This window comes from Alishewanella sp. SMS8, assembly GCF_030737935.1.
Taxonomy (GTDB): Bacteria; Pseudomonadota; Gammaproteobacteria; order Enterobacterales; family Alteromonadaceae; genus Alishewanella; species Alishewanella maricola.
On the sequence record NZ_JAPJEA010000004.1, the window covers coordinates 79,094 to 94,026 of the forward strand.

12 protein-coding genes are annotated in these 14,933 nt (G+C 46.5%); 4 read left to right on the forward strand and 8 right to left on the reverse strand.

Going from position 1 to position 14,933, the window contains the following annotated elements; all coding sequences use genetic code 11:
* Positions 1–85 precede the first annotated feature (85 nt).
* The 3 genes from ORJ01_RS13325 to ORJ01_RS13335 form a co-directional block, all read right to left on the reverse strand.
* The gene (locus tag ORJ01_RS13325; RefSeq protein WP_306178451.1) at positions 86–2,089 is read right to left on the reverse strand and encodes a S9 family peptidase; all 2,004 of its coding nucleotides are present in this window, start codon (positions 2,087–2,089) and stop codon (positions 86–88) included.
* Between the two features lie 237 nt (positions 2,090–2,326).
* Entirely contained in the window at positions 2,327–2,950 is a 624-nt protein-coding gene (locus ORJ01_RS13330; RefSeq protein ID WP_306178452.1) for a DUF2799 domain-containing protein, read from the reverse strand.
* A 263-nt stretch (positions 2,951–3,213) separates the two neighbouring features.
* On the reverse strand, positions 3,214–4,275 hold the full coding sequence (locus ORJ01_RS13335; RefSeq protein ID WP_306178453.1) for a hypothetical protein: 1,062 nt from the start codon (positions 4,273–4,275) through the stop codon (positions 3,214–3,216).
* A 572-nt stretch (positions 4,276–4,847) separates the two neighbouring features.
* Here ORJ01_RS13335 and ORJ01_RS13340 point away from each other — a divergent pair.
* The gene (locus ORJ01_RS13340) at positions 4,848–5,738 is read left to right on the forward strand and encodes a WYL domain-containing protein (RefSeq protein ID WP_306178454.1); all 891 of its coding nucleotides are present in this window, start codon (positions 4,848–4,850) and stop codon (positions 5,736–5,738) included.
* On the opposite strand, the gene ORJ01_RS13345 is transcribed toward ORJ01_RS13340, so the two are convergent.
* The 3 genes from ORJ01_RS13345 to ORJ01_RS13355 all read right to left on the reverse strand — a co-directional run bounded on the left by ORJ01_RS13345 (position 5,735) and on the right by ORJ01_RS13355 (position 9,505).
* Complete coding sequence (locus tag ORJ01_RS13345; protein ID WP_306178455.1) at positions 5,735–7,393, reverse strand: phosphoethanolamine transferase; 1,659 nt, start codon at positions 7,391–7,393, stop codon at positions 5,735–5,737. The two genes, ORJ01_RS13340 and ORJ01_RS13345, sit on opposite strands and share 4 nt — an antisense overlap.
* Positions 7,394–7,720: 327 nt before the next feature.
* A complete protein-coding gene (locus ORJ01_RS13350) occupies positions 7,721–8,650 on the reverse strand; it encodes a chemotaxis protein (RefSeq protein WP_226752086.1) in 930 nt (309 codons plus the stop codon).
* Positions 8,651–8,773: 123 nt separating this feature from the next.
* Complete coding sequence (locus tag ORJ01_RS13355) at positions 8,774–9,505, reverse strand: DUF429 domain-containing protein (protein WP_306178456.1); 732 nt, start codon at positions 9,503–9,505, stop codon at positions 8,774–8,776.
* 150 nt (positions 9,506–9,655) lie between these two features.
* Between ORJ01_RS13355 and ORJ01_RS13360 the strand changes: the two genes are divergently transcribed.
* Entirely contained in the window at positions 9,656–11,041 is a 1,386-nt protein-coding gene (locus tag ORJ01_RS13360; RefSeq protein ID WP_306178457.1) for a M24 family metallopeptidase, read from the forward strand.
* 11 nt (positions 11,042–11,052) lie between these two features.
* Here the strand turns inward: ORJ01_RS13360 and ORJ01_RS13365 are convergent, their stop codons facing one another.
* Positions 11,053–12,372 carry an AarF/ABC1/UbiB kinase family protein gene (locus tag ORJ01_RS13365; protein ID WP_306178458.1) on the reverse strand — a complete coding sequence of 440 codons (1,320 nt, stop codon included), beginning with the start codon at positions 12,370–12,372 and terminating at the stop codon, positions 11,053–11,055.
* A gap of 146 nt (positions 12,373–12,518) precedes the next feature.
* On the opposite strand from ORJ01_RS13365, the gene umuD reads away from it, so the two are divergent.
* A complete protein-coding gene (gene umuD, locus ORJ01_RS13370) occupies positions 12,519–12,950 on the forward strand; it encodes a translesion error-prone DNA polymerase V autoproteolytic subunit (RefSeq protein ID WP_226752090.1) in 432 nt (143 codons plus the stop codon).
* A complete protein-coding gene (gene umuC, locus ORJ01_RS13375; RefSeq protein ID WP_306178459.1) occupies positions 12,947–14,221 on the forward strand; it encodes a translesion error-prone DNA polymerase V subunit UmuC in 1,275 nt (424 codons plus the stop codon). Before umuD ends, umuC begins: the two co-directional genes overlap by 4 nt.
* 8 nt (positions 14,222–14,229) lie before the next feature.
* Here the strand turns inward: umuC and ORJ01_RS13380 are convergent, their stop codons facing one another.
* Positions 14,230–14,910 carry a HEPN domain-containing protein gene (locus tag ORJ01_RS13380; RefSeq protein ID WP_306178460.1) on the reverse strand — a complete coding sequence of 227 codons (681 nt, stop codon included), beginning with the start codon at positions 14,908–14,910 and terminating at the stop codon, positions 14,230–14,232.
* Between the last annotated feature and the right edge of the window lie 23 nt (positions 14,911–14,933).

Here is a 14,933-nt window from a genome sequence, read left to right on the forward strand (position 1 = left end):
AGCTTTTCAGTGATTATGCCTTGAGCAATAACGGCAGGTTACGGCGTTTAGAACAGCGCAACCTGCATCAGATCATCGCTTTGTTTTAGGCTTTGGTTGGCTGATGATAACGCTCAAACCAGTCTAAAATGCGCTTTAAACGCTCGACCAAATTAACCGGTGTACCGCTTCGAGACAAACTGTGGTTCTCATCTTTAAACACCACCATTTCAACCGGAACCTGGTTGGCTTTTAACGCATAAAACCACTCTTCGCCTTGACCAATTGGCGTTATGTGATCGGCGGTGCTGTGAATAATCAAGGTGGGTGTCGTGACTTTATCGGCATGCTTTAACGGCGAGCGATCCCAATACAAGTCATAGTTTTCCCAAATGCTACCGGCAAATTCACGACGCATTGAATTGGGTGGAAATTGCTGAGTACCCGCTTCAGAGATCCAGTTACTGACACTACGCTGGGTGACCGCCGCTTTAAAACGGCTGGTTTGCGTAGTGATCCAGTTGGTTAAAAAGCCGCCATGGCTGCCGCCGGTGATAAACAAGCGTGTTGCATCAAGCCAGTCATGTTGCTGTAATACCGTATCCAGCACCGCCATATTATCGCGATAATCTACACCGCCGTAATCGGCATGCACCGCATGTTGATGGGCAAAACCATAGCCGGTACTGCCACGATAATTGGTAAAGACCACGGCGTACCCCCTGGCGGCCATCATCTGAAACTCATGAAACCATTCGTCACCCCACATGCCACCGGGGCCACCTTTTATATTCAATACCAGTGGATACGACTGCCCGGCTTGCCAACCAAGCGGTTTAATGAAAAAGCCCTGACTTTTGCCCTGCTCATGTTCAAACCAAAACGACTCTAGTGGCTGTAGTGTTAACTCGGCCAATAACGCTTGATTAAACTGGGTTAATTGGCGCGGCGCATTGCTCTCTGTTTGAAACCAAATTTCGGGCAGGTTTAGCGCATCTTGCCACAGGTAGCTTAGCTGTTTGCCATTGGCGGAAAGGCTCACATTTGAAGCACTACCTTGTTCGCTTAAGCGAATTTGCGTTTTATCACGCCGTAAGTTGAGTTCAAAAAGAGGCCGAGCGCCTAAGTGATCCGCACTGAGTAAAATACGATCATTATTAAGCCACTGCATGCTATTAGCATTACGATCCCAATCAACTGCCACCTGCTTGTTAGTGCCATCGCGTAAAGTCAGCAACACTAACTGCTCTGGCGTAAAGTAATCGGCTTGATATTGATAGAGCAGTCGACGGCCATCGGGTGACCACTGCGGCGCGCTGGCATAACCAGGCAAGGTAGTCAGTTGCTTGGTAGAGCCATCGCTTAATTGATAAAGATATAACCCCTGCTGCATGCTGCCTTCCAGCGCATCAGCACTGCGATCTGAAGCAAATACAATCTGTTTGCCATCAGGTGAAAATGCTGCTGAATGATCATGCCAACGTGTGTCACCGGTGAGTTTTGTCAGTTTTTCGCTGTTCAGATCCAATAACCATAAGCCAGAGCGGCGTTCATTTAAATAGCCACCGCCATTGCGTTTATACAGTGCATCCGTAATCACCACCACATCGGCTTGAGCTTGGTCACTTTTGCTTTTTTCTGTGCTGGGATCCGTAACAGTTGGATCCACAGATAATGTCAATAGCAGCTGTTGGCCATCAGGTGACCACTTAACATCCCGAATGCCAGCTTGTTTTAATGCGGTTATCGCTCGGGCTTCGCCACCCGCCATGGGTAGGATATACAGCTGTTGCCCCACTTCACGACCAGAGATAAAGGCCAACATGCTGCCATCAGGAGACCACACTGGGCTGCTATCGGCGTTACTAAAACTCAGTTGCCGTGGCGGGCTTTTGCCATCGGTCGCCACCAGCCAGAGGTTACTTAACCGCTCACGTTTATCGGCCGCAATGGTGGTGTGTACAAAGGCTACCTGCTTGCCGTTGGGCGCTAATTGCGGCTCTGCCACAAACACAAAACGATAGTAGTCTTCTGGTTGCATGCCTCGGGTATCGGCAAAAGCGCCAAAACAACAGCACAAGATGAAGTAGAGAAAATAACGTAGCAACATAAGATCGACCTTTAGCTGAATCACGACAATCTTGATTGAAACGTAACCGCTAAAAATCTACAAGTGAAAACCGTTCAACGTGCTAATAAATACGTTTTATGTTAATTAAATCAGCAGGCTTTAGTGAATAAAACCCAACCGTTTTACGCCTGTTATCTGAGGCAATAACGCTAAACGGTTTGTTTAGCAGAGAAGCATGGCGGGATAATAAAAAACCCAAGTTTTTCAAATACTTGGCTATAAATGGTTTTTAACACGCTGCTCAGCTTGGATATAGGCTTGCTCTGCGCTATAGGCTTGTTCTTCTAACCCCGGCAACGCATTAAGCGCTTCATTAATTTCATATTTATGCAGCTCAATTTCATTTAATAACTGTACTCGGTCATCGCGCGTTAAGCCATCGGCTACCAATAATTCGGTTTTATCGACGATTTCCTGCTGTAAATTCGCAATAACACGACGTTGTTTATCAAGGCTCGAACGCGCTGAATTTAACGCTCGCTGCAATTCAAACACGGTTTTACCATCGCGATAACCGAGCAAAAAGCCCTTTTCTAAGTCGGGCATACAGCTATTTTGATAATGACTGCCGCGTTTGCCTACAATAAAACCGTTACGCGTAGTGCAATAACGCTCTGAACCTTCACGATGACCCAGCCGATACGCTTCCAGTTGCGGTGTGACACCGTGCTCTGCACACTCTTGCCGGTAAGTGGCAATGGCGTTTTCTGCTTTACCATTAACGCCATCTTCAAAACCAATGGTGCGCCAATCTGCCGTAATACATTGCGATTTGTTCATGCCAGAACAGCCAGAAATGATCATGCTCAGCAGCAAAAGTGGCCATTTATTGTTATTCATTACCGTCTCGATATACTGATTACGCCTTGTAACTCATGCATTACAAAGCAATGATGCCGTATACGTTAACTGCTAACACGCTGTTTTGGCAAGCGAGGATCCTAAAGACCCGGTCTTATCGCCGTGCCGTGACGAAACGCACCGCTCTGCAGACAACATTTTTATCTCTCGCCTGTTGCTGCACATACCGTGTATTTAAAAAAATTGGCCATTTTGCGTTGCTAACCAGCTCAAGTCTTTTTGGTGATGCTATCGCTCATGCTTTAGGCTGGATCTGCTATTTTGTTAGTTGGCACTGCGTGATAGTCGTTCAGCAGCGCTTGCACCTCAGGTTTACTCGCGCCATAACTGACAATATTAACGGTTAAACCACTGTGTTTATATTGCTCTAGTGCAGCGCTGATCGCCTGGATAATCCATTTTGTCGGGTTACCAAAGGCGCCACCACCGAGTAGCGTTAAATACAGCGTTTTATTACCCGTTGCTGCGGCGTTTACTACTGCTGCAGCCAGCGTTGCCTCGTATGCAGCTTGCAATACCAAGGTGGCTAACGGTTGCCATAACGCTTTACTGTGTTGGCTATATGCCACTGGCATGGCCGAGCAATATGCTTGCGACACGGCATGAAAACAGCCTTTGAGCGTAACTTGGGTATCAAGTTGCAAGCCGATTTTTATTCTGCCGCGTAACTGCGCCAATTCAGCGCTAGAGCAGGTAGTTAACACCTGATTAATCAGTAATAGTTGTTGCTGATTTGGTAATGCGTAACCATTTTTCATCAACCAAAGTGGCTGATCATTGCGCCCCGTGCTTGTTTTAATATGGCTAAGTAAAGCGTCAGAAAAATCTTCCAACATATCTAACTGGCGCTCAGCCGTTTGGCCTAGTTCACCTTGCACCGGCACAAAGTAGTTGCGATAAATCAGCCCAGCACCACAGGCCATAGCGCAGGCTGGGCCCTGGGTTTTATCAAATTGATAATTAGTAATACCGCTATCTGGGGTAATGGTCGGTGACACCATTTCCAACAAGTTAAATTGTGATGCGACTTGAAATAGCGCCCCTGCATTTTTCGGATCGGCATGTAAGGCTTGCGCATTTGCCACCACCTCGCGCAGTTGCAGATGTGATAACGGCTGCTGTGGCTGTTTTAACACAGCCGCAGCACGGGTATGTAGCTCCGCTAAACTTGGCGTGATTAACGAGCCCACTTTATAGCTAACACCATTCACTTTACTGCGAAGATAATCACCCTCTAACTGCAGTAATTGTCTGATCTGGGCGGCGCCCTGCTCTTTAAAACCGGTTAACTCTGCAAACCACATACTTATCTCCCTAAAATGGCATCCCTGCCTCGTTATCCCTTGCTCATCCTGACCTGCTTTTAGCAGTCGCGCCGCGTTAACTACTGAATCAACAGCGGCGTACATCCTTGCTGCAAACAGCATAACGCAACGTAAAAAAGCCACCATACTGTGTAAGTATGCAGTGTCGCTTTTTCAGGCAGATCTCGTTTACCTTGCAAAAAAAGTATTAGGCCTTAACCTCAGTATGTTCTACGGTTTGATGAGCCGGTAAACGGTTAAGTCAAGTACCTAGCCACGCTTAGCTTTTGTCGCTTTACGCTTATTCGTTTAGCCAACCTGCGTGAAACCAACACAAAAAGAAGGGCTTGTCAGGATAAAGCGATTTATGCAGGCAGCAAAGGGTGTTTTGCTGATTTAGTATATCTTGTTTACCAGTATTATTTTTTGTTAAAACACTTCGATTTAAATACCGACAGTGTTGTCACCGGGTTAGTGCAATAACATGCCATTTTAAACGAGCATCATTTAGCTTGGCCCATTTAGTGGTGTCTGTTTTGTAAACAGATCAGCTGCATTTGAAAAGGACTTTTATGCTATCTAACGCTATTGCTGTATCAGCGCCCACCGAAAATTGGCCGCTACGTTGGGAATTACTGATGCGTTATCGGCTGATTGAAATTGTGGCGCAATGGGAAGGTCGGCTCACGACTAATCATTTGTGTAACAGTTTTGGTATCGCTCGCCAACAAGCGTCAAAAGACATTAATACTTATTTACGTGAAATTGCGCCAAACAATCTAGTGTATGACAGTAAGTTAAAAGGCTATAAACCTACTGCCGAATTTAGCCCGAAAGTTACACGTGGCCTCGCCGACGAGTATTTACATGCACTGGCCAGCTCACAAGATTTTTCGCATACCTTTACCCAACTCGATCTAGGGTTTACGCATACCGAAATGCTCACGCCACCACTGCGTCAGGTGAAACCCGAGATCTTACGTACTTTGGTGCAAGCAGCTCGCGAGAGTAAAAAAATTGATATGGGTTATGTGTCGCTATCATCACCCGATGAAGAAAGCCGCATCATTGCGCCGCACACCTTGGTATGCACACCACTGCGGTGGCATGTGCGTGCTTATTGTGAGAAAAATCGGGATTATCGTGACTTTGTACTCAGTCGTTTTCGAGGCATTAACGGTATAGAAGGTGATGCCAATATGAGCCGTGAGCTAGATCTGCGCTGGCAAAATACCGTTGATATCGTGCTGATTCCCGACTCACGCTTAAGCGCTTATCAGCAAAGTATCATCGCCGAAGATTATCATATGATCGCAGGTAAACGTATCATCACGGTTCGCTCAGCTTTAGTGCCTTATGTTGTGCAGGCCTTGAATCTGGATTTACATAAATTAGATGCCAGGCCCGAAGCGCAACAAATTATGGTCGCTAACCTGGCAGAGGTGCGTTTACACGCCTTTTAGCGTTCATTTACACAGCTTTGAAACATATCTTTATTGCGCTGATACACCGCAGTTTGCACATTAAACATACCTAGCAAGCTATGAAATACATTATCGTGGCTGAAAGGCTCGGTTTCTTTATCTCGCAAACAGGTTGCGGTAAGTGTATGCGCAGTTACATAATCGGGCGACATCCACCAAATCAGTGGCACATGTGTTTGTGCGTCGGGCGCCATAAAATAGGGTAAACCATGCAAATAGACACCGTTTTCACCTAAAGACTCACCATGATCTGACACATAAAATAGCGCCGTTTGAAAATCGGTTTGTTGTTGTAAGCGGTCAATCAAATCGGCTAATAAATGGTCTGTGGCAACAATACTGTTATCGTAAGCATTGATTATGCTGCTAGGTTCGCACAGTTGTAATTGCTTATCACCACACTCGGGTAAAAAATGCTTATCCTGCTCAGCACTTCGCTTAAAATACTCTGGGCCATGGCTTCCCAGTTGATGAACCACTATCAGTCGATCAGTGGTTAAATCTAGCGCGATTTGCTTATCTACTGCCGGTAATATAATGCTATCTAAGCACTGCCCATTTTGACAATCTTCGGACTGTTGCTTTTGAAACAACAATTCGGTGGCAACACGATCACATACCCCTTTACAGCCTGAATTATTATCCAACCACGTTACCGCTACGCCACTGCGTTGCAAAATATCCAACACATTACTGCTGTTTTTAGCTATGCGTTCGTCATAGTGTTGTCTGCCCATATTCGAAAACATACAGGGTACCGAATGTGCCGTTGCTGTGCCGCAAGAGCTTACTTGCTGAAAACTAAATACTGGTAATTGGCTTAATTTAGGGTTAGTGGCGCGCTGATAACCGTTTAATTGAAAATGATCAGCCCGCGCGGTTTCGCCAAGCACCATGATGATTAAACGAGGTTTGTTTGTTCCAACATAAGGGGCTTGCACAGCGTCTTGCCCTAGTAAAGTAAACTCTGTTGGAAATTGTTGTTGCAGCAAGGTATTACCCATGGATACCGCTGCAGACACCGCACTAAAGGGTAATGCCATATGTTTAACTTCACGATTATTACGAAAAAAAGGCGCGAGCTGTGCATATTCCACCACCACAATACTGCTTAAAGCCAACATAATTAACACTAAACACAGCAGCCAATGCTTAAGCAATTGCATACGGGGCAATCGCCGTATTTTAATCAAGGTGCTGGCCAGAAACGGAAACAACATAATAGTGATCACCTGCCAGTACAGGTTTAATGACAAGATCCCTTGTGCTTCGGCCGCATCGGTTTCGATAGCATTTTGTAACATGGATTTATCGATAACGATGCCAAAATTATCGATAAAGTAAAGACTGATGGCTCCTACGGCAAACAGCGCGATTGAAATAGGCTTTTGTAACCGATTAACACTCAACAAAACGAGTAATAACAAATTAAGTAACAGCAACATACTGAGTAAAAATGCTTGTAACAGATATTGGCCTGGCACTTTGGCTTGTAACGCGGATAAAAAAGGCGCGTTTAACATTAAGGTCATTCCTATAGCCATCAATACGGCAAACCATAACGGATGCCAGGCATGTTGTAATGCCCGTAAACTAAAGGTTGTATGATTTACCGTTAACGCCGCTTCCGCCATATTGCCCCTCTTAAAACTCAGTCATGTTATTTCGGCGCTGAAACACCGAGCAAAACTGATGACTCAGCTAACCCCTGCCCGTTTTGGCAAAGCGCACCTTTTGAGGCAGGTGCTGAGCACCGAATACAGCAAAGTTTAAAGCAGCTTACTTAAGAAAGGCTGAAGTTGCGGGATGAAGCAAAGGCAGTTTGCGCGTTACATTTATAGAAAACGCCGCGCAATTTGAGCATGTTAAATGAGATATCTCCTTTTCAGGCAAGCTTAGCATATCGATTTAAACTAATGCTAAGCCATACATCTGGGATGTTGCACTTTAAAATTCTCGGTTTAAGATGATTGCTCTAACCAATAATTCACGGCAGAGAGCAATTCATCGGGATGGAATTTAGCAATAAACTGATCTGCCCCGACTTTTTTTACCATAGCTTCGTTGAATACACCGCTCAGTGACGAGTGAAGAATAATGTGAATATCTTTTAGCTTAGCATCGGCTTTAATTTCGGCGGCTAGGGTATAACCGTCCATCCGAGGCATTTCGATATCCGAAATTAATAACGGGACTTCATGAATCAAATTCGTCCCTGCACTCTCGGCTCGTTTATGTAACCAGTCGAGGGCTTCTTGACCATCTTTCACTAATTCCGCATGAATATTCACGCTATTTAACGCCCGTTTTACTTGATTTCGCGCTACCGCAGAATCGTCGGCTACCAGTACCACGATTTTGCTCAGATCTAGTTTGTGTGACTGCGCTTTAACTTGATCACTGACCTCTTCTTCCATCGGGATAATTTCAGAAAAGACTTTTTCAACATCAATAATTTGAATTAACTGCTTTTCTATTTCTGTTACTGCCGTCAGATAATGACCACGGCCTGCACCTTGTGGTGGTGGCTTAATTTGATCCCAATTTAAGTTCACGATCCGATCCACGCCCGACACAAGAAACCCTTGTACATGACGGTTGTACTCAGTCACGATAACAAAAGCTTTCGACATATCTGCAATTGGTACGCCGGTTGTTGCTTGGGATAAATCTACCACAATAACTGAATCACCCCGCAACTGCGCAATGCCCTTAACACAAGCATGTGAGCCAGGCATTTCTGATAATTCGGGAGCTTGAATCACTTCGCGCACTTTAAATACGTTGATACCAAACAACTGATTACCATTTAACCGAAATAACAGTAACTCAAAGCGGTTTTGCCCAGCTAAGTTAGTACGCTGATTAACTGAATTTAAAACATTACTCATTACTGCAACCCCTGCTTGCACGCATTCTGCTCATTTGGCAAAGCGTTATTTATTGTCATATAACGATAGCATAGTTTTTCTGCTTTCTTTTTACCACATCGTTAAATCTATAAATTAATTTATTCAAGGTACATAAACAATTTGCCGATTCAGGCCTTCACTGTCTGGATCGGCCACTGACGGCAGATATTGCCAGTGTTTAGGCTGACTCGCCGCCAGTAATAAAACAAAAGCATCGATAATATCATCGGGTTTTGCGTGTTTTTTTAAGGTTTCGCTTAACGCCTGCTCAATAACGGGTAGCCAGTGAGGTACTTGTCTCGCGATCACCGCTAAGCGTGCTTGTTGCCCAGCAGCAGTACTTTTCAACTCCGCCATCGGAGCCTGTGCAAAACCGGCAAACACCAATTCCGGATGTGATTCGTAATAGTCGCCATTACAGCGTGGTTGTGTTTGCAATAATTGATGTACTTCACGTATTTTTGGCACAATGTGCCAGGTTTGAATGGGAAAACGTTTCCCGATCTCAGCCGCATTGATGTCACAGGCGGTAGGATAATCATCAGCATACACCGCCTTTCGACATGGCACCGGAAAGACACTACCACGCCGTCCTGGCAAAGCCTGACGGGCTAAGCGATCGCATTGGCGCTGCGCTTCACCGGGTTCAATAAAGCCAATTGGCATATCAATAAACACAATACTGTGCCTGGGCAAACGGGCATCCACTTCAGCTAAGGTACGACACAGCTGAAAACGAAGCTGCTCGCCCTGCAAAATCGCCACAAACCAACCGCTTTTGCAGCCATCAATGCCCACATAAGTTGTGTTATGTTCTGTTGGCGTTGTTTGCATAAAAACTCCTTTTGTATATTTCGCGATGAGCCCCGCCTTTTCTGAGATAACTCATTCTAGGGCTTGTTGACGTTTTCAGTTAGGATAAGTGCATACCTTACGTGCTTTAACTTGCTTTGTGCCAACACTCAGCTGAAAAAGGATCATCTTATGATATCTGTCTCTTCTTACTTGGTTCGTTCTGCGGTAGTCACTGCCTTGCTTGGCAGTGTTTTTTTAAGCGCTACGCTGACAGCCGCTACGCCGGCCAGCCAAGGCCGGGTACTGAATAGCGCTGCTGACTTTGCGGTACTTAGCCCACGCCAGCGTATTGCACCTGAAAATGCGTTACTCAGTGAGCGTATAGATAAGCTTTTACCCACCTTAATGGCCGAGCAAGATTTGGATATGTGGTTAGTGATTAACCGAGAAAACGCTGAAGATCCGGTGTATTTCACCTTAGTGCCACAACCCACTTTTGCTGCTCGACGCACCACTATGCTGGTGTTTCATCGTTTAGCCGACGGTACTATCGAAAAACTCACGGTGAATCGTTACCCGTTAGGTGCACCTTACAACTCAGCCTGGCAAGGCGGCAGTTTAGATGAACAATGGCAGGCCTTGGGAGAGTTAATTGTCAGTAAAAACCCGAAGCGTATCGGCATTAATGTGTCTAAAGATTGGCCAGTCGCCGATGGTTTATCGTCAGCTTTACATAGCCGTTTACAAGCTGTGCTGCCGCCAGAGTATCAATCGCGTTTAATCTCAGCAGAAAAGCTGGTGGTACGTTGGTTTGAACAGCGCACAGCAGCCGAGCTGAGCGTCTATCCACACAGTGTTAGCCTTGCTCGCGGTGTGATTGCCGAAGCCTTTAGCAGTAAAGTGATTACGCCAGGCGTAACCCATACCGATGATGTGGCCTGGTATATCCGTGAGCGTTTTGCTCAGTTGCAATTGCCGGTGTGGTTTATGCCCTATGTCAGCTTACAACGTGCCGGCACTGCTTGTGCGGCTGATGCCGCCAATTGTGGTCAAAGCGGCGTGATCCAACGCGGTGATATTCTGCATACCGATGTTGGCATTTGTTATTTAACCCTGTGCACTGACACCCAAGAGATGGCTTATGTGCTCAAAGCCGATGAGGAGCAAGCGCCGGCCGGTATTCGTGCGGCTTTGGCCACCGGTAATCGTTGGCAAGATCTGTTAACTGAGCAGTTTGTGGTGGGTCGTACAGGTAATCAGGTGTTAGCGGGCGTTCAACAAAAAAGCCAAGCGGCAGGTATTATTAGCAGCACTTACACCCACCCAATTGGCTTTACCGGCCATGCCCCAGGCCCAACTATTGGCATGTGGGATAATCAGGGCCCTACTGAGATCCATGGCGATTGGCCGCTTTATAGTAATACCGCTTATGCCATTGAAGGCAATATTAAACAAGCGGTACCCGAGTGGCAAAACCAACTGCTGCAGGTCAAGCTAGAACAAAGCGCCTATTTCGATGGCCGGCGCGTGATCTATTTAGCCGGTCGGCAAACACAGTGGCATCTGGTGCGTTAACCCCGTTACTTTTAGGCCTCGTTGCTTAAATACGGGGCTAACAAAGCGCGCACATTGACGCGCGCTTTTAACCGCGCCGCCAACAAATACAAACCACCTATTTTGCGATGTAAAAAGATCGCATCTGCCGGCGGTGTATGCCAGTAATCTTGCTGCATACTTAAGGCGGTGCCCGCTTCACGAATTCGCAGTGCTAAATCCGTTTGCCCAAAATCAAAGGCGCTATCGTGCTTTAAAGGCTCGGCCGCTAAATTCACTAATGAAAGTACGGCTTGTTTTTGTGCGGGTAAAATCTGTTGGCTGAAAAAACCAATCTGCGTTAACGCAGCGGCCATGGCCGCGTGATCTTCAGTTAAGGCCGCAGCAAATAATTGGCGATAACCATCACTAAAGCGGCTGCTGTAATGCCTACAAGCGCCAAAATCTAATAACACCAGTTGTTGGGTTTTCGTGTTGTATAAATAATTGGCAAAGTTCGGATCGGTTTGCACCAATTTAAATTCAAATAATTCACGAAACAGCAGTTCAAACAACAAGCCCATCACACGATCGCGCTCGGCTTGCTCATGACTGCTTAATGCCTCTAACGCACTGCCTTCCACAAAACTCATCACCAAAATGTTTTCGGTGGTTAATTCTGAGAACACTTCGGGTACCACAAAGTGTGGGCTTTGCCCCAAGGCTTGGCGATACTGCCGCAAGTAGGTGGCTTCTTGCAAATAATCGGCTTCGCTGTGTAATTGTGCTTTTGCTTCGGTTAAGAGCCCACGATAATCGACACTTTTAGGCACCAGCCCGCTAATGCGTAATAAGGTTGCCACGTTATCAACATCACTGTCGATACTGGCTTTAATCCCCGGATATTGAATTTTTACCGCAAGGCGCTGGCCATTGTCATGATAAGCCTGATGCACCTGACCTATCGAGGCGGCGGCTAAAGGCGTAAAGGTAAAATCACTGAAATGACGCTGCCATTGCTCACCCCATTCGTTGCGTAACACCTGTGCTAACTGCTTAACGGGCATGGGGTTACCGCTGGCACGCAAGCGCGCTAAAATTTCAGCTAAAGCTGGTGGCAGCATATCACCGCTGTCCATGGACAATAACTGACCGACTTTCATCGCCGCACCGCGCAAATGCGCCAATTGATCGGCGACGCGTTTGGCATTGCCTGGGGTAAGTAACAAATCTTTTTTAGACGGCACTTGGCCTTTGGCTAATTGTCGTGCCCCTTCAGCCAGCATGCCACCGGCGACTCGCCCTGCTAATGAGGCTAAACTACCAAAACGGGATATCCGGTGCGCGGGCACCTTTGAACTACCTGCCGACATAAGTACCTTACTCTTGCAATCTGTATAGTAGGCTATACGCAGCTAACCGCTTTTTGGTTGCTTCTCGGGCATAAGTTAGCACTTGTTGTGCAACCTGAAGCAAGGCATACTACACTGTATAGATAAACAGTATTTGAGGTAATGCCATGTCTGTTCAGTTTCTCGGTCAGGCGCAAGCCGGCGCACCTATTCGGTTGCCTTTTTTTAGCAGTAAGGTGCCTGCGGGCTTCCCTTCACCCGCGCAAGATTATATCGAGCAAAGTATCGATTTAAACCAGTTGTGTATTCATCACCCCACCGCCACATTTTTTGTGCGCGTATCGGGGGATTCGATGATTGAAGCCGGTATTTTTGAAGATGATGTTTTGGTGGTTGATCGCGCGATCACTGCTGAACACGGAGACATTGTGGTGGCTTCAATCAACGGCGAATTTACCGTGAAGCGTTTAAGCTGCAAAATGAATTTGATGCTGCTGCCAGAGAATCCGCGCTATCAGCCAGTGCACATTAAAAACGCCGATGAGTTACAGATCTTTGGCGTGGTAACCAATGCTATTCGTCGGTTTAATCGTAAATGAAAGCAACGTGTTTTGCGCTGGTCGATTGCAATAACTTTTATGCCAGTTGTGAAAAACTGTTTCGGCCTGACTTAGCGCACCGCCCGGTGGTGGTGTTATCGAATAACGACGGCTGTGTCGTGGCGCGCTCTAAAGAAGCGAAAGCGCTGGGCATAAAAATGGGCGTGCCGTTATTTCAAATTAACGAGTTAATTAAACAGCACCGTATTGTCACCTTTTCATCGAATTATGCCCTGTATGCCGATATGTCTGCTCGGGTGATGACCACCTTAGAATTAATGGCCCCCGCCGTTGAGGTGTACAGTATTGATGAAGCCTTTTTAGATTTGAGCCTCTTACCGCATTCGGAGTTAACGCAGTATGGCCAATTTATCCGGCAGCGCATTGCCCAGTGGCAAGGCATTTCCGTGTGTGTGGGTATTGCGCCGAGTAAAACGTTAGCCAAATTAGCCAATCATGCCGCAAAAACCTGGCCAAAAACCCAGGGCGTGGTCGACCTTACGGCGGTCACGCGCCAACGTAAGCTGCTGGCATTATTACCTGTTGGTGAAGTATGGGGCATTGGTCATAAGTTATCGATCCGTTTACAAGCACTGGGGATCCACACCGCTTTACAGTTAGCAGATGCCAATCCCAGCTTTATTCGCCAGCAATTTTCGGTGGTGGTCGAACGTACCGTGCGCGAGCTGAATGGTGAGTCGTGTATCCCGTTAGAAGAACAGCCCCCCACTAAAAAAGAGATTGTCAGTTCGCGCTCTTTTGGTGAGCGCATTACCGCGCAGCCATTATTGCAAGAAGCCATTGCCGAGTATGTGGCACGAGCCTGTCAAAAACTGCGCAAAGAGCGGCAACATGCCCGACAACTGACGGTATTTTTACGCACCAGCCCATTTAGCAAACCACAAGAGCCTTATTATGCCAACAGCGCCAATGCCACGTTGGGCGCGCCTAGTGCTGATACCCGTGATTTTTTGCCCTTAGCTAACCGCTTATTACAGCAGATCTGGCGCGATGGCTATCGCTATGCCAAAGCCGGCGTAATGTTAAGTGACTTTTATGATGAGGGCGTATATCAACCCAGCTTATTTGAACCCACCGCCAGTTATCATGCTGATCCCAGCTTAATGCAAACACTCGATCGGTATAATCAGTCGGGTAAAGGTAAGATCTGGTTTGCCAGCCAAGGCGTGAAGCAAAGCTGGGCGATGAAACGACAACATTTGTCACCAGCGTACACCACCAACTGGTTACAGTTGCCGGTGGTAAGCTAAGTGTTAAGCTAAGACGGGTTAATCACCGGGTAAATCGCCTCACCCCATAATTGATCGGGCGCATTCATCATCAAACCAATAATCAGCGGTACCAGTTTACTCAGTAAATTACTGGCATCGTTTACTTGTTGACGATTTATCTGGCTATTCCACGTCGAGCCGCCATGCATAAGTTGATTACGTAAGGTGTATAAACGATTAAAAATATGCGATAGCGCCAGCGGCACATTCTTGTTGGCTAAGGCGTTGTGGGTTTGCTCTTTAGACTGCGCAAAACGTTTTAACCACTCCACCTCACTGATACGACCGCGTTGGAACTCCCAATACGGCGCATAAACAAAATGATTACTAATTAACAGCCGAATACTAGATGAAAATTGCTGCCAAATCAGTTCATAAAGATGCTCATCGGTATCATAAGCGCAGATCTTAGCTAAAAACTGCTGAAAGTGTTCTTGCTCCGGTAACCGGTCGGCTTGACCAAAATCATTGGCATAGGCGGCATTAAAGCTGATCCAATAAAAGATAAAGGCACTGTCGCTATCTTGCGCCGCTCTGGCGGCTTCGGCGCGGGCTAGCCAACTCAGCGCCCGATGCACCCGCAACGCTAAATTTTCAGGGAAATGATCACGATATAATCGCTGATAGGTTTTGAGTTTAGCGTAGGATAAATCCGTTAAAGTCAACATAAGAGCCAATCCATAGCATTCAA

What these genes read in the sequence shown, in the direction of transcription:
- ORJ01_RS13325 (WP_306178451.1), bottom strand. Translation starts at nt 2,089, where the DNA reads ATGTTGCTACGTTATTTTCTCTACTTCATCTTGTGCTGTTGTTTTGGC.
- ORJ01_RS13330 (WP_306178452.1), bottom strand. Translation starts at nt 2,950, where the DNA reads ATGAATAACAATAAATGGCCACTTTTGCTGCTGAGCATGATCATTTCT.
- ORJ01_RS13335 (WP_306178453.1), bottom strand. Translation starts at nt 4,275, where the DNA reads ATGTGGTTTGCAGAGTTAACCGGTTTTAAAGAGCAGGGCGCCGCCCAG.
- ORJ01_RS13340 (WP_306178454.1), top strand. Translation starts at nt 4,848, where the DNA reads ATGCTATCTAACGCTATTGCTGTATCAGCGCCCACCGAAAATTGGCCG.
- ORJ01_RS13345 (WP_306178455.1), bottom strand. Translation starts at nt 7,393, where the DNA reads ATGGCGGAAGCGGCGTTAACGGTAAATCATACAACCTTTAGTTTACGG.
- ORJ01_RS13350 (WP_226752086.1), bottom strand. Translation starts at nt 8,650, where the DNA reads ATGAGTAATGTTTTAAATTCAGTTAATCAGCGTACTAACTTAGCTGGG.
- ORJ01_RS13355 (WP_306178456.1), bottom strand. Translation starts at nt 9,505, where the DNA reads ATGCAAACAACGCCAACAGAACATAACACAACTTATGTGGGCATTGAT.
- ORJ01_RS13360 (WP_306178457.1), top strand. Translation starts at nt 9,656, where the DNA reads ATGATATCTGTCTCTTCTTACTTGGTTCGTTCTGCGGTAGTCACTGCC.
- ORJ01_RS13365 (WP_306178458.1), bottom strand. Translation starts at nt 12,372, where the DNA reads ATGTCGGCAGGTAGTTCAAAGGTGCCCGCGCACCGGATATCCCGTTTT.
- umuD (WP_226752090.1), top strand. Translation starts at nt 12,519, where the DNA reads ATGTCTGTTCAGTTTCTCGGTCAGGCGCAAGCCGGCGCACCTATTCGG.
- umuC (WP_306178459.1), top strand. Translation starts at nt 12,947, where the DNA reads ATGAAAGCAACGTGTTTTGCGCTGGTCGATTGCAATAACTTTTATGCC.
- ORJ01_RS13380 (WP_306178460.1), bottom strand. Translation starts at nt 14,910, where the DNA reads ATGTTGACTTTAACGGATTTATCCTACGCTAAACTCAAAACCTATCAG.